The sequence below is a fragment of the Planktothrix pseudagardhii genome (genome assembly GCF_904830925.1).
GTDB lineage: Bacteria > Cyanobacteriota > Cyanobacteriia > Cyanobacteriales > Microcoleaceae > Planktothrix > Planktothrix tepida.
The window spans coordinates 4404543-4424978 of sequence record NZ_LR882967.1 but is presented as its reverse complement, the minus strand read 5'-3'; the positions used below and the strand labels follow the sequence as shown (position 1 = coordinate 4424978).

Sequence of the window (20436 nt, the reverse complement as noted above, 5' to 3'; positions counted from 1 at the left end):
TGTTACAACAGGATCAGAAGTCGAGAAGAGAACGGTATGAAATTAAGTCAAAAATTATATATTGGGTGCGGGATTCCTTTAGCAACCTTAGTGCTCATGGGTTCCTATTCTTTGTATTCTTTTCAACAAATTGATCGTCAAGTTTCCACGATTTATGATGATCGGGTTGTGCCATTACAACAATTAAAAATTGTTTCAGATTCTTATGCAGTTAATATTATTGATTCTGTTAATAAAGTCAATGCTAATATGTTATCCATGGGAGAAGCTTTAAGCTCTGTGAATCAAGCTGAAATTGATATCAGGAAACAATGGAAAGCTTATAAAAACACTAAATTAGAGAACAGAGAGAAACAGTTAGCCAATGAAATCGAGAAATTATTTTTTGATGCCGATTCTCACATCCAAGACTTAAAACAAGTATTAAATGAAAGAAATAAATCTGAGGTTTATAAATCTATAAAAATTTTATATAAAGTGATTGACCCCCTAACTCAAAAGCTAGAAGAATTAAGCAATATTCAATTACAGATTGCAGCCGAAGAACGTCAAAAATCCGCTTTAATTTATCAACAAACTTTAAAAGTGTTTTTACCGCTTTTATTTCTGGCAATCTTAGTCGGTTCTCCTGTAGGATTTCTCGTGATTAGGCGGGGTATTATTTCAACCTTTGAAACCATTATTAATAATATTGTTGTCTCTTCTACAGAAATTGCAGCCGTTGTGGATGAACAGGAACAACTTTCTCTACAACAATCTACCGTCGTTCAGCAAACGAAAAGCTTGATGGAGTCTTTAAATAATGCCTATCAAGAATCCTATGAAAAATCTGAACATACCGTTTTATATGCCGAGAGATCCTTGAATTTAATTGAACAAAATAATCAATCAATAACTGATATTAAAGCCAGAATGGAGCTATTAAATCAGAAAGTCAACCAGATTTCTGAAAAAATGCTCAATTTACAATATCATGCGGAACAAATTAGCCAGATTTCTACCTTAGTCAGTCATATTGCTAATCAAACGAATGTCTTAGCCTTGAATGCTCGTATTGAGTGGGTGCGCTCAGATACTCAGAATCAAGGATTTAGTATTGTCGCCTCTGAAATTAGAGATCTCGCCAATCAAAGTCAAAAATCTGCAAGTAGTATTGATCTGTTAGTTAATGATATTGAAACCGCCGTAGATTCCACAGTCAAAGCTACTCATGCAGGCAAGGAAGCTGTAGAACAAGGGGTACAAATGACTCATAAAATTTCTCAAACATTTATGGGTATGAATGAAATGATGCGCCATGTTGTTTCAGATAATCAACAAAGTTTAAATTGTGCCAAAGATCAGGAACGGGCGATTGAACAAGTGGTTACAGCAATGAATCAACTCAATCGTGCTGTCCAAGAAACAACCGCCGGAATTTCCCAAGTTAAAATTGGAATGGCGAACTTAAAAATCGTCGCTGATCACTTAAAATCAATGGTGTGAACGACCCAACACCAACAAAATTGATATTTTTCTCAGGATTACTGATTGTGGGGAAATCTGCTAAATTGGGAATATGAGCAAAAACAGTGAAGGATATAAAATTGTTAGCGACAACCGCAAAGCCCGCTATCTGTACGAAATTTTAGAAACGTATCAGGCGGGAATCGCCCTCCAGGGAACGGAAGTCAAATCGATTCGGGCGGGTAAAGTTAACCTGCAAGATGCCTATGCCTTAATTCGGGGAGGTGAAGCATGGCTGTTGAATGCCCATATATCACCCTTTGAGAAAGCGGGTAGTTATTTTAATCATGATCCTCGTCGCACCCGCAAACTGTTGCTGCATAAAGAAGAAATTAATAAACTTTTAGGACAAGTCGAACAAAAGGGACTAACATTAGTTCCCTTGAAAATGTATCTTAAAGGCGGACGAGTTAAAATTGACATCGCCGTTGGTCGCGGTAAGAAACTCCACGATAAACGGGAAGATATTCGCCAACGGGATGATAAACGGACAATGGAAAGGGCGATGAAACGGTATTAAATGGGATGTTGACGGTTAATTGGTAAAATCCGTGTACACAGCTTACGCAACCCTTACCATAACCCCCGAACTGGGCCATTTCCGCCTACGGGACGACAATTTCCGTAGAGTCGTTTACAAACCTCATTCAGCTTATCTTGATTGGGAAGGGGAGTTTTATACCCTTGGAACAATGGCCCTGTAATGATGTCTTCATATTCTTGTTTACTAATTTGTTGAACCGAGACTTGAGATAAAGTTAAACCTGGCGTTAAACTAGAAACTTTTTGTCCTTCTTGAATGGTGATGGGATTAGGATCATTCGGATTATTTCGTGACAATAATTGAATTTTACCTTCCAAAACCCGAATCGTTCCTGTATTACTATTCGTATTATTATTTCTGTCTACATTTAACATATAAATCGTGCCTTGGACTCCCGTTGCAAACTCTAAAAGACAACCATTGGCAGGGCCAGAAGCAATTAAAACTCCTTCTTGGACTTCCACACATTGACCAACGATAATTTTAGAATTTTCCGCCATCCGTCCCGTCGCCCCTGTATTAAAATCAATTTGAGCACGAGCTTGTTCTGTTCTGATATTTTGTCCTAATGTTGCTTGTTCTGGAACTTGAGCCACTTGCTCTTCAATAAAGACTTCATTTTTATTCCCAATAATATCCATCAACGTCGCTAAATTAATTTGCGCTAAAGCCGGAAAATTAATGAAAAAAGAGGTTGCAACTAAACTGAATAGTTTTAAACTTTTGAAAATGGGATTTTGCTGATTACCCTCTTGTTTAAAATTCATCTTCAAGTTCATGTTAATCGTCCTTAATTCAAAACTATAGCGCTACGCGCAAGGGAACAGGGAACAGTAAGAAGAGAAAGGGTTTCAGGATTCACTCCGAAGTTTTAACTGTAATGTGTAGTGCTATATAGCTGAGAATAGGGAATCGGCAATAGAGCATCCTGGAATCAAGAGATAGCAAATCGTGAACAATCAACTCAAGCCCTTGACTCGATTTAATAGAAAGGGTGCAATCTCGTTAACGGATAGAATATATTGGGCTGCCCCTAAAGCAATTGCTTCTGCGGGCATTCCAAAGACAACGCAACTGTCCTGATTTTGGGCAATGGTTAAACCTCCCACCTCAGCAATAGCTTTCATCCCATCAGCACCATCTCGTCCCATTCCGGTTAATAAAATACCCGCACTATTGCTGCCATAAAATTGGGCGACCGATTCTAACGTTGTTGTCACTGAAGGGCGATGACCAGCCAGAGGGGGTGCAGTGGAGTAAGCAAAGCGACCATTCCGACTAAATTCTAAATGATGCCCTTCTGGGGCAAAATAAACACATCCTGCGTGAGGCAGTTCCCCTGGTGTCGCAATTTTAATCGATAAATGACATTCCCCATCAAGCCAAGTCACCAACCCTTGCAAAAATCCCTCACTAATATGCTGAACGCAAACCACGGGAACAGGAAAATTACTCGGAAGTTGGGTCAAAATAGTATGTAATGCTTGGGGGCCACCCGTCGAGGCACCAATCGCCAGCATTTTAATGATTTTAGAAGAAACAAACGGAACCTTTGGGGTATCAGTCCAATTTGAAATAGAGGTAGGGGAAGAACCTATTGTTCTTGTGACGGGTAAGGGGGAAGGAGCAGGAGGAATAGAGAGGCGGTTATTCAAGGGTAAGGGATTTAACGTCTGTTGAGATTTACGATGTTTAGTAAAAACTTTCACCCCAGAAAGCACTTTAATTTTTTGAATTAATTCCTGTCCAATTAACTCATAATCAGAAGCTAAACCTGTTTTGGGTTTGGGAAAGACATCAACAGCCCCAGCATTTAACAGTTGAAAAACATTATGGGTATCATCGGTTTGAACGGAGGCACTAATCACTAAAATTGGACGAGGATAAAGTACCATAACTTCCTGGATAAATTCCAGCCCATTCATTTGGGGCATATGAAAATCGGTACAAATCACGTCCGGTTGTAAAGTGGGAACTAATGTTAATGCTTCCTTACCGGTTTGAGCCGTTCCCACAATACAAAGGTCTGGAGAAATCGATAAAATTCGTTTCAGAATAATTAAAGCAACGGTCGAATCTTCAACAAGGAGAACTCGAATTGGCATTTGTCAAGTGATTGTCAGTTGTCAGTTGACGGTTAACGATCAACGGTCAACACTGACTTTGATCATACCAGTCTTTTTAAAGTCTCTATCAACACTTCCTGATTAAAGGAGGCTTTGGTAATATAAGCATTTGCTCCTGCTTCTGCTCCTTTACGTTTATCTTCATCCGACGCCAGGGAGGTAACAAGAATAATCGGCAGTTCACTATAGTCTTGATTTTGTCGAATTTTGGCGGTTAAACTTAACCCATCAAGATTAGGCATTTGGATATCAGAAACCACAGCATCAAAGGCACGAGCCGTGAGCTTATTAAACCCATCTAACCCATCAACAGCCGTGACCACTTCATAACCCGCAGATTCTAAAATTCGTTTCTCTTGGGTACGAGTAGCAATGGAATCTTCTACTAATAAAATTACCGGTTTATGGGAGGAAGACTCCTGAATATTTAAAGGCGCTCGCCGAGTTGGAGAGGGAATTACACCAGCTTGTTTGCGAATGGATTTGATTAAGTCTTGGGGGCTTAAAATAATACACACTTCCCCCGTTCCTAAAATCGTTGCACCTGCAACATTTCTGACCCGCTTTAATAATTGACTTTGGGGTTTTAACACAACATCCTGCTCATCAATTAAAGCATCAACAAATAATCCTAATTTCTCTTCCCCAACTTTCAGAATAATGCAAGGTAAAGAAACATCAACAGGTTCAGAATTTTCAGTCTTGTTCAAGGTTCGAGGGGAGAAACTTTGTTCGAGATTACCCGCAGGCATGGATAGCCCATTTCCCCCAACTGAAGGGGAAGTTTGAGCGAAACTTTGAAGGAATGATGAGGAAGCCGAACTGCGAGATTTTGTCTCGGTAGACGATATTTTTTCCGATGCCCTTTCAGATTGAATTAAACGAATTTCTAATAAATCTGCGAGTTTGGCTACAGAAATAGGTTGATCTTCAAAAACAATCGTTTCTCGCCCTTCAATTGCAAAAATTTCAGTGGACATCACCAGCCGAGTCATTTGAACAAATTCTACAGGAATGGCATAAGAAATGCCCTGAACCGACACAATTAAAACATGAGCAGTAGCTAAGGTTGTGCCTAATTGAATCCGAAATAAACAACCTTTTCCCGGAGAAGAATCAACTTGAATAATTCCTTTTAATCGTTCAACGTTGGTTCGTACCACATCCATACCAACCCCCCGTCCTGATACTTCGGTAACAACGGTTCGGGTGGTAAAACCAGGGGTAAAAATTAAAGCATGAATTTGTTGGGCACTCATCCCTAATAATTCTTCTGCTTGGCAAATACCTCGTTTTAAAGCCGTTTGTTTAATTTGTTCGATATCTAAACCTCGACCATCATCCCTGACTTCCAACACAACATGGGTTGCCGTTTGATACCCTTTTAACTCAATTTTTGCTAGAGGAACTTTGCCTTTTTGTTCTCGCTCTTCTGGCGTTTCAATTCCATGATCAATGGCATTTCTTAAAATGTGCATTAACGGATCTTTCATTTCTTCTAAAATCCGCTTGTCCGCACGGGTATCTCCGCCCGAAATCACTAATTCGATTTCTTTGCCTTGTTGTCGTGCTAAATCCCGTACCATCCGGGGAAATAAATTAAAAATAGTTGATAAGGGTAATAATCGCAGTGTCCGAACTCCATCTTCAAGTTCGTCACTAATCATTTCTAAGCGGGCAATATCTTCAGAAAAGGTGTTTCTGAGTTGATTAATTAATCGTCCCAACTGTTCTAAACGTTCCGCGCTGCGATGATAATAATTTTGCAGTTGCCCCATTGTTCCATTACCGGAATTTTGATGATTCAGGCGATTTTCTAAGTCATGAACAATAAAGCGATTGACAAAGGCATCTCGGCTCCATTCTTCCCATAAGCTGGTAATTTCTTCAATTTCACTTAATCGATGGGCAATGCGAATTTTTGTTACGGTTAATTCTCCGGTTTGAGTCATTAACCCATCTAAATTCCCCGTCGGAACTCGAATGGTTTCAATTTTATACGCGGCTTCCGGGGTTGTCGTGACGGGAACTTTTTGCTTGGAGGGAGTCGGGGAAATAGGCTCTGGGCTGGGGGTGGGAGGCTGATGAATCGTAACGGGAGCAATTTTATCTTCTTCTGAAGTTTCCACCACTACAGGAGCAGGGGCGGGCGGTTCAGGTTTTACAACAGCAGGGGGAATAGAAACAGTTGCAGCCGGAGTAGCCGGTTTAGCACCCATCAAATAGGCAAGACTATGAAAGGTATTAATTCCAGAAGGTTCTCCGGTCACGGCTGCATGAACCAATTGACCCATCGCATCAATTCCATGGGAAATGCGATCGACTAATTCCGCAGATAGGATCGTTTCTTGACGTTTTAATCCTCCTAATAAATGTTCAATTTGATGGGCTAAAGTGGCAACATCCTTTACCCCTAACATTCCCGCATCCCCTTTGAGGCTATGGGCTTCTCGTAATAATTCTTCAAGTTTGATCAGGTCATGGGGATTTTTCTCCAGATATAACAATCCGTCATTCAAGTTTTGCAAATGTTCTGCACTGGCGGTTTTAAAAACTTCTCGCAGTTCATCATCTTCAATCATCATGGGTGGTTAATCCTTTGACTCTAATTCAATTGTGGACGATTAAACGAGGGTTTGCAGGTTTTTTGCAGTTTCATTTAATTTTTCAATCCCTTGTTTTGTTTGGTTGATACTGGTTGCCATTTCTTTCGCGACAAAATTTAAGTTATTCATCGCATCAACTACTTGTTCAACTGTTATGTCTTTTATCGCCAAAATTAAATTATTAATAGCCTGCATTAATTATTAAAATTTAACATAAGTCTGATGATATAGGGTACATTTCTAACCTCCTTGCACCTTGACCCCCCATTCTCAATTGTAGAGACACACTGTAGTGCATCTCCTTCTCTACACCTGAAATAAATTTCAAGGTTTTGAACACGATGATTCACGCTTATCTCTTTCCCGCATACTATAGCAGTCATCTTAGGAATGAGAACGAAAACTTTATGATTATTTTAACCAATAGGTTTCTCCTTTCCTCAATCCTAATTAAAAAAGTTCATGTCTTGGAACAGTTATGAAACAATGGAGTTAAGATCTAAAGCAACTTCATTTAATTTTTGCATTCCAATTTTAGCTTGACCTAACCCATTCGCCGTTTCCCCGACTCCTTGACTTAAGGTATTCATCGCTTCTAAAACCTGCCCAATAGCAATTGCTTGTTGCTTGACATTGAGAGAAATTTGTTGATTATTTAAAACAACATTATTCACGGCTTCAGCCACCCCAGCAAAAGTATCTGCTGTTTCTCGGGCTAATTCTACACTGGATAATACTGTTTTTGTTCCTTCTTCCGTTGCCATTACCGTTGAATTAATCGCCATTAAAATATCAGCGACCAAAGTATTGATTTTTAAAGCCGATTTTCGACTTTCATCCGCTAATTTACGAATTTCTGTCGCTACAACGGCAAATCCTTTCCCATGTTCTCCGGCTCGAACAGCTTCTACTGCCGCATTTAACGCTAACATATTGGTTTGATTTGCCAAATCACTCACCAATTCCGAAATATTGCCAATTTGATTGGTTTGTTCACTTAATCGAATAATTTGTTGAGCAATGGCTTCAACTTTTTGTTGAAGATTTCCCATCCCCTCTAAGGTGGTACTAACGGCTTTTTTCCCTCCTTCTGTTAAGCCTAACGCTTGTCTAGCTCCGAATGTTGCAGACTCGGCTTGTTCGGCGGTTGATTGAGAAGAAGCACTTAATTCATCCATTGTAGTTGTTGTTTCATGAACAGAAGCTGCCTGTTGGTTCGCGGTTCGTTCCTGTTCTTCAATAGTCGCTGCTATTTCAGTCGAAGAAGTCGCAATCACCTGCGTCGCACGATGAATCGTCCCACTAATATTAACGGCAATAGATAAAGCAATTACAATCGCTGCAATTAGGATAACTATCGAACCCAATGCCAGAGCATATAATAACCACTGTAAAGATTCTTCAGTATTGTTAGTTTTTTGAGCTAACATTGAACGTTCAAACTCAGAGAAACTCATACTTTCTGTATCAAAATCTTGTACATATTGAGTCCCAATTCGAGCTTGCTCAAAGGCTAACTCCAGTTTACCTTGATTGACATAATCAAATGCTCTGCGAGCGACTTGATCATATTGATTAACTAAAGTATTTAAACGATTTAAACGTTCTTTTTGCTGTTCATTGATAATTAAAGGTTCAATATCTTCAGACGCTTTACGATAGGTCTGTAAGCTTGTTTCATATTCAGTCAGGAACTCGGAGTTTTTTAACGCTAAATATCCCCGCAGATTGCGAATCATCCCCTGGGCTCCTCGCTCCATCAAGTTCACTTCTAATATGACATTTTGAACTCGTTCTACTTCTTTAAAGATATTAGAAACTTGATTGATACTACTGTATACGACCACCGTTAACCCAATAAACAAAGCAACAGGGATGGTATAGCCTAATAATAACCGTTCTCGAAGTTTTAAGTTAGTTAGCATTGGATTGTTAATCGTTAATAGTTGACTGTTGACTGTGAGCTTGACCGTTGGTAGAAAATAGAGCACCGACAACCGACATCCCTTTAAACTTCTTGCTCCACAACTAATTCTCCTTGAATCATGATTTTAGGAATATTCAGGATACTCATCATTTTATCCCGATAAAATGCTGTGCCTTGTAAATATTCATCTTGTTTTAAATGGACAGCCGTGGGAATCGTTTTTATTTCGGACTCTTTTAAGTACATCACATCAAAAATCCCTTCTACCACAATTCCAGCAACCATATCATTAATTTTAACAATCATTGCTTTGGATAAGGTCTGAGATATCTCTAACGGTAAATTAACCAATCCTCGAATATCAACTAAGGTTAAAATTTCCCCTCGTAAATTCATATTTCCCACGATATGAAGCGGTGTACAAGGAATGGGTGTAACATGATGAATATCCGTAAACTCTCGAATAATTTCTAAATTCACACCAAAGTATTCCCCATTTAAACCAATGACCGCTAAAGGAACTAACCCCGTAAAATCTTGGTTATCTAGGGAACGTCTTAAATTTTTAGCTCGTTCTTGAAAAAGAGTCCGTTCTTCTGAAGTTGCATCGGGGCAAAAAACAAAATTTTGTTGAGTTTTGAAATGGTTTTTAGTTGAAAATTCTGCGAGTTTTTGTTGATTTTCTTCAAGATTAATTTCTCCTTGGTCTAAATTAATATCTCTTAAGAAATGGCTTATATATTGAATCAGGGTTTCGGGATTCAAGACCATGACTAGATATTCATCTACTTGAGCAATTCCTTGAAGATAATAGGAATTATTAGTAGAATTAAACTTATGTTGAAGATTATAAGCCAATTCGGTTTTAATGGCATCAGTCGTAATCATCTGAACTTCATAAACTTGATTCACAATAATTCCGATTTTAATGTTGTTAAATTTTAAGAGTACAACGCTATCCGATATAGCATAATTGGATGGAGGATACCCTAATCGAATCGTGAGATCAATAATCGGAATTAACTCCCCACGTAGATTAATTAAACCTACTAAATCAGCCGGAGCCGATGGAAGTGGAGTTAATTCGGGGAGGAAAAAAATTTCTTGAACCGCAGAAGCTGCAATTGCATAACGCATTAACCTAATTGCAAAAATAAGATAAGCATGACTATCCATAGGTCGTTAGTATTGGGTGTTAGATCAGGGCTGTTTCAAAGTCGGGGAAAAAGAGTAAAGAAATAGCGATCGCTACTTGATAAAATTAAGAGCGGTCGCTTATTTTTTTCTAAAATAAAGATGCTAACAAGTTTAATAGAAAAACTTAAAAAAGTCAAGGATTACCGGAATGCCCAGGGAACAAGGCATCCCATATGGCTAGTATTATTAAGAGTCATTTTGGGGCTAAATCTTCTTTTCTCTTGCCCAAATTTGCCCTTAATTGAATTCCGAATCTTTTCATCGTCTAACGCCTGTTTCTTAGTAGCTTCACTAAGATTTACTGGGGGTCTCCCTAACGGGAGGCCACTGATTCTAATCCCTTTTTCTTTACACCAAGCTCGGTTGTCTCTAGTTCGGTAAATCTTATCTACATGGACTGACTCAGGATAATGTCCCGTATATTCTTTTGCTTTTTAATTGCATTTCGTCTTTTTTGTCGGGAAGCTCGGCGTTGTTTGGCTATTTCTAGGTAGTCTTTTCTGGCTTTCTTTCTATAAGTTCTGGGTTTCTTTTCTGATTTATCCTGACAGCTTTTCTGCCAACTATCAATGATTTTTTCTGTCTGTTCTCTGGCTTGATTTAAAATTTTTAAGTCCGTTGGATACGTTATATCAGCCGGGGCACAAGTTGTACGACTCTATTAATTTTCCTCGGTTTTTCCTCTCACTTCCTTCTTCAGATCCTGATGGATTTTCTCCGACTGGCTCGTTACTCGCCTCTCGCATTCTTTTGACCATTACCCGATTGACTTTATTGACTAAATTTACATTGATTCTTGTCCGAAAGTGCACTAATATTAAGCTATCAAATGGCAGTTTAAAGCTTTCTGCTGATGTTGTTGGTTGCTCGTCTTTACGGTACATTTTCCCCGACTCCTGCAAGGTTTTTGGGCTATTTTACACCCCTCCCGTGCACCTGATTCATTTTTTCTTGTCTTCTTCTCCCGCCTGTTCTGGCTTTTCCCCTTTTTTCAGCAAGCCCTAAATAGGATGGGAAGGGATGCCACCCCTACCCTAAAATATTACAATTTTAAGTTAGGTCTTGTCTGCACCTGTCAACTTTCAACCGTTAACTCATGAACTTTTTTGATAAATTATTAATGGCCATCGAACAACAGAATAGTTTACTTTATGTGGCTTTAGAACCTGATCCTGATAGCCATATTTTTGATAATGGTAATTGTGGAGGAATTGAAGGCGATCGCCATGATATTATTGAACAATGGCAAGAATGGTTACAGTTTGTTATTCGGGAAACAGCAGCGTTAGTTTGTGCTTATAAACTCTCATTAGGCTTTTACTTGGGGTTGGGAATTCCTGGGTTAAAATTATTAGAAAAAACCCTAAAATTGATTCCCGATCATATTCCTATTATTTTAGATGCAAAACACAGCGATTTTAATTCCAGTACCGTATTTGCACGTTTTATATTTAAAGATTTACAAGTAGATGCTTGTACCCTAACTCCCTATGCAGGATTAGATCAAGTTGCACCGTTTTTAGTTTATCCTGATAAAGCTGTTTTTATTTTATGTGCAACGGCTAATCCTTCTGCTTCTATTATCCAAGAATATCCCCAATTTGATAAACCTTTATATTTAGAATTAGTCAATGCGTCTCAAACCTGGGGAACTCATGAGCAATTAGGGTTAGAAGTGGGAATGGTTCCAGATATGTTAGCTAAAATTCGTCAAGCTGCACCGGAACGATTAATTTTATTGCAGGGAGATGTAGCGGAAGAAAATGATTTAACGGATATAGAAGATTTAACTTCTATTTTATCCGCAGGATTAAGTTTAAATGGGGAAGGATTATTATTACCTATCCCGCCTAAATTATTAGAACAAGAAAACCTTAAGAAGGGAGTCAAACAATTACGAGATCAAATTAATGAAGAACGATATCGGGTCATTCAAGGAAATCCGACTTGTGATTTATGGTTGCCTGATGTCTGTTTTTTAAGGCATCAACCCCATCGAGATTTAATTTTACAACTTTATGATATTGGTTGTATTACTTTCGGAGATCACGTTCAAGCATCGGGTGAAATTTTTCCCTATTATATTGACTTGAGACGAATTATTTCAACCCCGCAGATTTTCCATCAAATTGTAGGAGCTTATGGAGAAATTTTAGAAACCCTAACCTTTGACCGCATAGCAGGTATTCCCTACGGTTCTTTACCCACAGCAACGGGGTTATCTTTACGGTTACAACGTCCGATGATTTTTCCCCGAAAAGAAGTCAAAACTTATGGTGCAGGACGATTAATTGAAGGGCATTTTCAACCCGGAGAAACTATTGTTGTGGTTGATGATATTTTAATTACTGGAAACAGTGTCATGAAAGGAGCCGAAAAATTAAAATCAGCAGGATTAAAAGTGTATGATATTGTGGTTTTAATTGATCATGAACGAGGAGTTAAAGAACGTTTAAAAGAGAATGATTATAATGCCCATGCGGTTTTAAAATTATCCGAAATTGCAGAAACATTGTATGAATCAAATCGAATTACAGAAAAACAATTTAACTTGTTTTAAAACGGGATTTGATTAATTTTCAGATTGAAAAAATTCCTAAAAATTGAGTTATGAATTCTATCGTTATTATTGGCTGTGGTATCGTTGGGGCAACCCTGGCTTATGAACTTTCCCAAATTCCCAATTTCCAAATTACAGTCATTGATCAAAACCCTCCGGCTCAAGCTGCAACGAAAGCTTCATTAGGGGTTTTAATGGGGATTATTAGCCAAAAAACAAAAGGACGAGCGTGGCGACTCCGACAATATAGTATGCAACGTTATGAAACCTTAATTCCTGAATTAGAAGCCATAACAGGTCAAAAAATTCCCTTTAATCGTCAAGGAATTTTATTATTATGTTATGCCGAAGAGGAAATAAAAAAATGGCATCAGTTAATTAATTTACGGCGTTCTCAAGGCTTTGAATTACAATGGTTAAACCCAACGGAAATTAAAAATTCCTATCCTCAAATTAATACTGAACAAGTATTCGGTGCGGTTTATTCTCCCCAGGATCGACAACTAGATCCCACTCAATTAACCTTAGCCTTAGTTGCAGCAGCACAACAGCGAGGGGTAACTTTTAAATTCGGCGTAACGGTAGAGTCTTTAGAAACCTTACAAACCCTAGAAGCACAACAAGTTAAAACTAATAGAGGAGACTTTAATTTTGATTGGGTGGTGATGGCATCAGGGTTAGGAACAACACCCTTAATTTCTCCCCTGGAAACCGAAAATTCAGGGAAAAAACCGATTAAAATTCGTCCGGTTTTAGGACAAGCTTTGCAAATTCGTTGTATTGAACCGTTAGGAATATTAGGACGAGAACCTGTAATTACGGGAAATGATATTCATATTGTACCGTTAGGAAATGCCGAATATTGGGTAGGAGCAACGGTTGAATTTCCTGAAAATGATCAAGAAATTTTGGTGAATCCTGAACCTTTGGATTTAGTATTAAAAGGAGCACTCGCCATTTGTCCAGCTTTAGAAAAGGCAACCATTCTTAAAACCTGGTCGGGTTTACGTCCTCGTCCTGAAGGTATTCCGGCTCCTGTTATTGGCAATTTACCCGGATTTTCTAATATTTTATTAGCCACTGGACATTATCGAAATGGGATTTTATTAGCACCCGCAACGGCTCAGGAAATTCGAGAATTAATTCAGCCTAATTAAACACACTTAATCCTAAACTTTGAGCCATTTTTTGAATTAAAAATAAACTCCCCACGGAATTTCCTTCGGAATCGAGGGGGGGACTGTAACACGCGATCGCTCCTTGTTGTGGAATAATCGATAATACAGCCCCACTTACCCCTGATTTTGTCGGGAGTCCCACCTGTACTGCAAACTGTCCTGATGCTTGGTATAACCCACAGGTCATCATTAACGCTTTCACCATGCGACAGCAAACTTGCCATTGTGGCTGGGAGGGTTGGGCTAATAATAGACCCAATTGAGCTAAATCTGAAATTGTGGCTGATAAGCAACAGATTTGGTTATAGGTATCGAGGGTTACATCAGGATTATTGATATAACCGGACGCTTGTAGGGTAGCAATCAGCCTTTGGTTTTTGGGGTTGGGAACCGAACGCACCGACTCCAGAATGTCTTGATCTAAAACGAGATCACAATGGGCAAATTGATTTAACCAAGAACAGAGATAATCACAGCGAGAATCAGCATCTTGTCCAGGGAGTAATGCGGCTAGGGCGATGGCTCCACTATTTAACATGGGATTACGCGGCCATCCGTCATCGGTTTGAAGTTGTTCGAGGGAATTGAAGGGTTGATCAGAAGGTTGAACACCGACCCGCTTGAACACCTCATCTTCTCCTAATTCCACCAGTCGATTAAGTAATAAAAAAGGCTTAATCACACTCATCAACGGAAACCGAAGGGTGGCATCTCCGGCTTGGTAAGATTTCCCGGTCAGGGTGAGGATTTGTACCACAAATTCCAGGGGTTTCACCTGAGCTAATTGGGGAATATAGGTGGGTAATTGGCCCAATTGACTCCGCCGTTGTGCTTCCTTAACCCAAGTTTCCAGTCGTTTTTGAGTTAATCCGTCTAACTGTTTAACCCCTAAATTCACTCCTGATCGCTCCTGATTGATTTTCTTTAGTCTAGCGTTTCCCCTTCCTGGGTCATTGGCTAACCGTCCATCCAGACCTCCCCCCAAAAAAATTTCCAGCAGGTGTTGACAAATTCAAAAAAAGCAGTAATAATAAAAATTGTCGCAAAAAAAGAACGACAGCAAGGGACTGTAGTTCAATTGGTTAGAGCACCGCCCTGTCACGGCGGAAGTTGCGGGTTCGAGCCCCGTCAGTCCCGTTCTTAATCCTAAAAACAAAACGCCTGCACTATCGGAATTATCAGCCAGAAATTCTGTCCTGAGAAGGAGAGTGCAAAGACAATTCTATGCAATTTAATTTAATAATTCTTCATCAGAAGAAAATCGTAATTCCCACCCATATTTTCCTTAAAGGCAAATTACAGCACAATAATAGTATTGAGTCAAAAATAATTTATGAGTTTAGTTTCACCTTCGGTTAATGATAAAAATCGCATTATTCCCCCAGAATTGAATGTTCCTCCCCGTCTGTTGTTAGGGCCTGGGCCATCCAATGCCAACCCGCGTGTATTGCAAGCCTTGGCGATGTCTCCCGTTGGACACCTTGACCCCTATTTTCTGCAACTGATGAATGAGGTACAAACCCTATTACGCTATGCTTGGCAAACCGATAACCCCATGACTATCCCCATGAGTGGGACGGGAAGCGCGGCGATGGAAGCGACTCTGGCGAATATTGTTGAACCTGGAGACGTGGTGTTAGTAGGGGTGATGGGGTATTTCGGCTATCGGTTAGTGGATATGGCGGGCCGTTATGGGGCTGATGTGAGAAAATTAGTCAAACCCTGGGGTCGGGTGTTTAGTTTGGAAGAATTGCGCCAAGGGATAGAAACCCATCGTCCCAAGGTGTTAGCGATAGTTCATGCGGAAACTTCTACAGGTGCTTGTCAACCGTTGGAAGGGTTAGGGGAATTATGTCGAGAATTTGATTGTTTGTTATTAGTTGATACTGTTACCAGTTTAGGCGGTGTGCCCTTATTTTTAGATAGTTGGGGTGTGGATTTATCTTATAGTTGTAGTCAGAAAGGGTTAGGTTGTCCTCCCGGTTTAGGGCCGTTTACCATGAGTCCTCGCGCCGTTGAAAAGTTGAAAAATCGGTCAACTAAAGTGGCGAATTGGTATTTAGATGTGTCTCTTCTGTCTCAATATTGGGGTCAGGATCGAGTCTATCATCACACGGCTCCTATTAATATGAATTATGCTTTGCGAGAAGCTCTCAGAATTTTAGCACAAGAAGGATTAGAAGCGAGTTGGAATCGTCATCTCACCAATGCTAAATTATTATGGGAGGGGTTAAACGATTTGGGATTAAAGTGTCATGTTCATGAAGATTATCGTTTACCCACATTAACAACGGTTCGCATTCCTGAAGGGGTAGATGGAAAAGCGATCTCTCGTCAATTATTGACTGAATATAATATTGAAATCGGCAATGGTTTAGGAGAATTAGCAGGTCAAGTTTGGCGAGTTGGGTTAATGGGATATAATAGCCGTCCTGAAAATGTTCTGTTATTATTATCGGCGTTAAAACGGGTTTTAAATCGTTAAATTGCAGTGCGAGCGTCCTCGCTCGCTTGCTTTTCTCAAGAATAGTCAATCGTTATTCTTCTTTTAAAATTCTTTCAATATCTCTAGCCGAGTGAAGAATACGAACAATTAAAATCCGATCTTCAAAGGATAAATAAAAGATTAAATACTTTTCAAATCCTTTAACTGACCATCTCCTTAACTTTTCTAAATGAACATTATTAATAGGATACAAACTCCCTATTTCTGACATTCTAGCCAAGTTTGCCAAGGTTTCACGGACTGCATCAAAAAAACGTAATGCTGCATTCTGATTTATTGAAGAAATATACATAAAATGATCATCAATATCTTGGCTTGCTTTAGGAGTGATTATAATTCTTTTAGTCATTACTCTGGTTGAAAATGTTGTATTAATTGAGAACGTTTTTGATCCCACAATTCATCTGTTAACTCTATCGGTTCACCACTTTCTAACCCTTCTAATAATAAAGATTCAACTCGTTCTATTTTTACTTGTTCTTGACGCAGCAAATCTAGGATATATTCATTAGCATTAGCATAACCTCCTTTAGCAACTTGGTGTTCAACAAAAGTTTGAATTGACTCAGGGAGAGAAAGATTTAGTAAGTTCATCATTGTTTAACCTCTAATTTTAGATTTACAGTTTAGACAGAAACCCAGTTTCTCAGAAACCGGGTTTATTGGCTCAACTAACGCAGTCTTAAAAATACCGTTGCGTGTTGAACATTTCCCACGCGATCGCTACTACTAATGGTAAACGATCGCAAATTATCAAAAAAGGGTTTAGCGGAAAGTTCCACTAATTTAAACAGAGGTAATTGTTGATTCAAAAAGTCTCGACTGGTTAACCAATTGAGATAGAAATAACCATCATGGGTTTGGGGTAAGACTTCAAGACTGGCTTTAAAATCGGGATCTTGAGTAATAATATTTGCCGTTTTTGCCACTTCTAAGGCTTCATCCATGGCTTCAACAGAAGTTGTAAAAATTTCATATTTCCCGACTGTCGAATGGACTCCTTTTGCATTAGCTTGAATTAATCGGGTTTGGGTTTTTGCTTTATCTTTTTTCTCCAACACCACAGGGGTTAATTTTGTCCAAGCTGATAGAGTATTATTATTGAGATTAAATGATCCCACACTATAGCCTTGTGCTGTCGCTATTTTATCTAAATTTTCAATCGATTGATCCGCATTCTCTGAACGTTCTGCGACAAAAACCCAGTCCCAGTTTTCATCCCCATGAGGAACAACAGCTAAAGCATATTCTCCCGTTACCCAACTAAAAATATCTTGAGGTAAATCTAACCCCCATAAAGTTTTAATTCCCTCAATGGGTTGGTCAACAAATTCTGCTAAAGCTGGATTTACTGAAACAATTTTTGAAAAGTCTGTCCAGAGTTGTTTTAAGTCTTTTCCGGCAATTAATAAGGGACTATTGGCACTAATATAGTTTAAGGCTTCCACAGGTTTGGAAAAGGCAGGAGAAGGATTAATCGTATCTGATTCTAGGGCTGTAATTAATGTCGTTTCTGCTAAAATTCCTTTCGGGTTAATTCCTAAAGATACGGCTAAACTGGGTTGTTGACTAATAAATTCTTCTGCTTGATCAGCCACTAATTGCCAGTTTCCTAAATTAAAAAATCCAAATCCAACTCCCCTTGGTTTTAATTCTTGTAAAGCTTTTTGATAGGATTCTGATTGACTTAAATTTAGATTAGCTTGCACCGTATTTAACGCTTCTTTCATCACTTTGGGATAGTTAGCAAATAACACAAAGCGATCATTAATCATGGCTGTGACTAAACTCGGTGCATCGTTAACCTCTCCTTCAAAAGGTCGGCGATAGACTAATTTAACCCCTCGATATTGATCAGAAATAATATCTAATCCTGCTTTGACTTGTTTCTGCCAAAATTGTTCTAAAGCTTCTTGACTTTTTTGAGAATTTTTTGTAGATAAAGCGACAAAATACCCCGGTTGTTGACCATTATTTGGGGTTCGATCTACATCGGGGGTAACTAATGCCCAAGTGATTTCATTTCCTAGCCAAGGTTGAATATCCCGCCCATAATTTAACCCTGTGTTCGTTAAAAGACTTTCTTTAATTGGGTTTAGTTGAATTCGATTATTATTACTTTTTTGGGAAAAGGTTAAAATCTTTCCAACAGATTCTAACCGATCTGGATTCACTAATAATGAAACCATTGCGGGTGCAGTTCGAGGAACAAACATTGCCGCCTCTGGGGCTGTTTTTGTGCTACCTGTTACTAAGGAGGCGGGATCAGTACCCGACAGCCAATAAAACCCCCCAATTCCCAGGAGTCCCAAAACGACTAGACCAATGACCAAAATCTTAGGAAATGAGCGTCCTTTCATAAATTTAACAGTTGAGCGAATAACAGTGACCGATGGGAGTTCATTCTCTATTATGCGTTAATTGTGTCCTGTTGATATAGATGAGAAGGATTCAAGTTAAAAAAGTTTAAAAAATATTCCTTCCCTTTATAATTATTTTAGAGGAGCGATTAGAGTCTCAGTATTTCTTAACTTGACTTTAAATTTCATCACCTTCATCCCAGAGCTAACCCTATGACTTCAAGCACACCCGTTTTATCAGCTTGGCAACAACTGAGGAACCAAAGTATTACCTGTGAACAAGCCTTAAAAAATTTAGTTGATGACCAGGGAATTTTAAACCTAAAATTATTAGATCGGGATGTTAGTTTCAGATTTTTTCGAGAATTTCCCGATCGCAACATTTTACCCCCCGTGATTCCGTTATTATTATGGCGAAATTGTTATTATTTAGGCTGTCCGGTAGAAGTTTCAATGGATGCCCTGAGAATGATGGGCGATCGCACCTTTTCTGATATTAAAATTATCCCCATTGATGACAAAAGTTATCGCGCTTGGTATCATGCCCAAAATCTTGACCCCCATCGCATTAGTTCCACCCCATTAATTAACCCTTTAACGGGAGAATTAGAATCAGAAAATGTTAGTGAAACCACAGAATTATATTTATCAAAAGCGGCTGATCAACTGACTCGAATTAAAACCTTAATTTCAGGAGCCTTAAGAAATCGTGCCAGCGATATTCATTTAGAACCTTCCCAAGAGGGCTTAAGAGTTCGCTATCGAATTGATGGTTTACTTCGTAATATTACGCTGTTACCTTCAGATATTGGGCGCAAAGTAATTGTGGCAATTAAAGTTATGTCTAATATGGATATTGCCGAAAGTCGTCGCCCCCAAGATGGTAGAATTGGAGAGAATTATGTCTCTGAACAAGACTTAGAAGTTGCCCTGGATATGCGCGTGAGTACCCTCCCTTGTGTGGGGGGAGAAAAAGCCGTGATTCGATTATTACCTCAAGAAAATCCTTTCTCAGGATTACAGGATTTAGGCTTTTCAGAAAAAACACTGAATATTTATAAAAGTTGGCTCTGTCAACCCCAAGGAATGATTATTTTTACCGGGCCAACGGGGTCAGGAAAAACCAGTACCCTTTATAATAGTTTGTTAGCCGTTGCCACAGAAAATGTTAATGTGGTTACGGTTGAAGATCCCGTTGAATATGTTTTACCCGGCATTACTCAAACACAAGTTCATGAACGAGCAGGGATGACATTTGCAGCCGGATTACGCGCGATTTTGCGACAAGATCCTGATATTATTATGGTGGGAGAAATCCGCGATCGCGATACCGCAGATACCGCCGTCCGTGCCGCATTAACGGGTCATTTAGTGTTAACAACTTTGCATACTAATGATGCTATTGGTGCAATTCCTCGGCTCAAAGATATCGGCCCCGATCCAGGGTTAATTAGTGATGCTTTATTAGGAATTGTCGGACAACGCTTAACTCGTCGCGTGTGTCCCCACTGTGCCGAACCTTATACCCCAACGGCGATGGATTTAGACCTTTTAGGGTTAAAATTAAAAGAAGCAAATCCCGACAGTTGGCGCAAAGGTCGAGGCTGTTCTAACTGTTTTTATTCCGGCTATTCAGGGCGAGAAGCGATAGTAGAATTATTAGCCGTAGATGATCGAATTCGTCAAATTATTTATGAAGGAACCTTAACAGAATTACATCGTTATTTACATGAAACCGGTTTTTTATCCTTTCGCATGGCTGCCATTGAAAAAGTAACAACTGGAGCGACAACTGTTGAAGAAGTTCAGCGTGTTTTACCCCGCAGTGCCTTAGCTCGAAAATTCTCAATAAATGCCTCAGTAATGCAATCCTAAAAACTGATTTCTAACGGCTCAAATTTTATTCATTTTTATCTAATCTTTCCC

Annotated in this window: 16 protein-coding genes, 1 tRNA gene and 1 pseudogene; 7 read left to right on the top strand and 11 right to left on the bottom strand. The window is 39.2% G+C overall.

All coding sequences use genetic code 11. The features are described from left to right. Positions 1-36 precede the first annotated feature (36 nt). Positions 37-1485: a HAMP domain-containing methyl-accepting chemotaxis protein gene (locus tag NMK36_RS18940; RefSeq protein ID WP_072719774.1), complete on the top strand. Its 1449-nt coding sequence runs from the start codon at positions 37-39 to the stop codon at positions 1483-1485. A gap of 73 nt (positions 1486-1558) precedes the next feature. Next, entirely contained in the window at positions 1559-2026 is a 468-nt protein-coding gene (gene smpB / locus NMK36_RS18935; protein ID WP_072719773.1) for an SsrA-binding protein SmpB, read from the top strand. Between the two features lie 53 nt (positions 2027-2079). Here the strand turns inward: smpB and NMK36_RS18930 are convergent, their stop codons facing one another. The 7 genes and pseudogenes from NMK36_RS18930 to NMK36_RS18900 form a co-directional block, all read right to left on the bottom strand. Continuing rightward, positions 2080-2817: a hypothetical protein gene (locus NMK36_RS18930; RefSeq protein ID WP_072719772.1), complete on the bottom strand. Its 738-nt coding sequence runs from the start codon at positions 2815-2817 to the stop codon at positions 2080-2082. A gap of 192 nt (positions 2818-3009) precedes the next feature. After that, positions 3010-4155: a chemotaxis-specific protein-glutamate methyltransferase CheB gene (gene cheB / locus NMK36_RS18925; protein ID WP_072719771.1), complete on the bottom strand. Its 1146-nt coding sequence runs from the start codon at positions 4153-4155 to the stop codon at positions 3010-3012. A gap of 62 nt (positions 4156-4217) precedes the next feature. After that, positions 4218-6758 carry a hybrid sensor histidine kinase/response regulator gene (locus NMK36_RS18920; protein WP_254175200.1) on the bottom strand — a complete coding sequence of 847 codons (2541 nt, stop codon included), beginning with the start codon at positions 6756-6758 and terminating at the stop codon, positions 4218-4220. A gap of 42 nt (positions 6759-6800) precedes the next feature. Further along, positions 6801-6977 (bottom strand): hypothetical protein, encoded by a 177-nt coding sequence (locus tag NMK36_RS18915; RefSeq protein ID WP_186440376.1) that lies wholly within the window; start codon positions 6975-6977, stop codon positions 6801-6803. Between the two features lie 281 nt (positions 6978-7258). Then, positions 7259-8707, bottom strand: a complete 1449-nt coding sequence (locus NMK36_RS18910) for a methyl-accepting chemotaxis protein (protein WP_072720078.1) — start codon at positions 8705-8707, stop codon at positions 7259-7261. 83 nt (positions 8708-8790) lie between these two features. Further along, positions 8791-9885 carry a chemotaxis protein CheW gene (locus NMK36_RS18905; protein WP_072719770.1) on the bottom strand — a complete coding sequence of 365 codons (1095 nt, stop codon included), beginning with the start codon at positions 9883-9885 and terminating at the stop codon, positions 8791-8793. 209 nt (positions 9886-10094) lie between these two features. Continuing rightward, positions 10095-10739 (bottom strand): annotated as a pseudogene (locus tag NMK36_RS18900) (transposase); the annotation flags it as partial. Between the two features lie 263 nt (positions 10740-11002). On the opposite strand from NMK36_RS18900, the gene NMK36_RS18895 reads away from it, so the two are divergent. Together NMK36_RS18895 and NMK36_RS18890 are read left to right on the top strand one after the other, a co-directional pair. After that, complete coding sequence (locus tag NMK36_RS18895) at positions 11003-12466, top strand: bifunctional orotidine-5'-phosphate decarboxylase/orotate phosphoribosyltransferase (protein WP_072719768.1); 1464 nt, start codon at positions 11003-11005, stop codon at positions 12464-12466. Between the two features lie 50 nt (positions 12467-12516). Beyond that, positions 12517-13623 (top strand): NAD(P)/FAD-dependent oxidoreductase, encoded by a 1107-nt coding sequence (locus NMK36_RS18890; RefSeq protein ID WP_072719767.1) that lies wholly within the window; start codon positions 12517-12519, stop codon positions 13621-13623. Here NMK36_RS18890 and glsA read toward each other — a convergent pair. Beyond that, on the bottom strand, positions 13616-14629 hold the full coding sequence (gene glsA, locus NMK36_RS18885; protein ID WP_245824264.1) for a glutaminase A: 1014 nt from the start codon (positions 14627-14629) through the stop codon (positions 13616-13618). The two genes, NMK36_RS18890 and glsA, sit on opposite strands and share 8 nt — an antisense overlap. 78 nt (positions 14630-14707) lie before the next feature. On the opposite strand from glsA, the gene NMK36_RS18880 reads away from it, so the two are divergent. Both NMK36_RS18880 and NMK36_RS18875 read left to right on the top strand, forming a co-directional pair. Continuing rightward, positions 14708-14781 (top strand) — tRNA-Asp (locus tag NMK36_RS18880). A gap of 196 nt (positions 14782-14977) precedes the next feature. Continuing rightward, positions 14978-16129 (top strand): pyridoxal-phosphate-dependent aminotransferase family protein, encoded by a 1152-nt coding sequence (locus NMK36_RS18875; RefSeq protein WP_072719766.1) that lies wholly within the window; start codon positions 14978-14980, stop codon positions 16127-16129. 52 nt (positions 16130-16181) lie between these two features. Here the strand turns inward: NMK36_RS18875 and NMK36_RS18870 are convergent, their stop codons facing one another. From NMK36_RS18870 to NMK36_RS18860, 3 genes are all read right to left on the bottom strand, one after another. Then, entirely contained in the window at positions 16182-16499 is a 318-nt protein-coding gene (locus tag NMK36_RS18870) for a type II toxin-antitoxin system RelE/ParE family toxin (RefSeq protein ID WP_072719765.1), read from the bottom strand. Beyond that, positions 16499-16747 carry a ribbon-helix-helix domain-containing protein gene (locus tag NMK36_RS18865; protein WP_245824263.1) on the bottom strand — a complete coding sequence of 83 codons (249 nt, stop codon included), beginning with the start codon at positions 16745-16747 and terminating at the stop codon, positions 16499-16501. The genes NMK36_RS18870 and NMK36_RS18865 overlap by 1 nt, the downstream gene beginning before the upstream one ends. Positions 16748-16821: 74 nt before the next feature. Then, a complete protein-coding gene (locus NMK36_RS18860) occupies positions 16822-18510 on the bottom strand; it encodes a DUF3352 domain-containing protein (protein ID WP_254174383.1) in 1689 nt (562 codons plus the stop codon). A 213-nt stretch (positions 18511-18723) separates the two neighbouring features. Between NMK36_RS18860 and NMK36_RS18855 the strand changes: the two genes are divergently transcribed. After that, positions 18724-20385, top strand: coding sequence for a GspE/PulE family protein (locus NMK36_RS18855; RefSeq protein ID WP_072719763.1), 1662 nt, complete (start codon positions 18724-18726; stop codon positions 20383-20385). Positions 20386-20436: the final 51 nt, after the last annotated feature.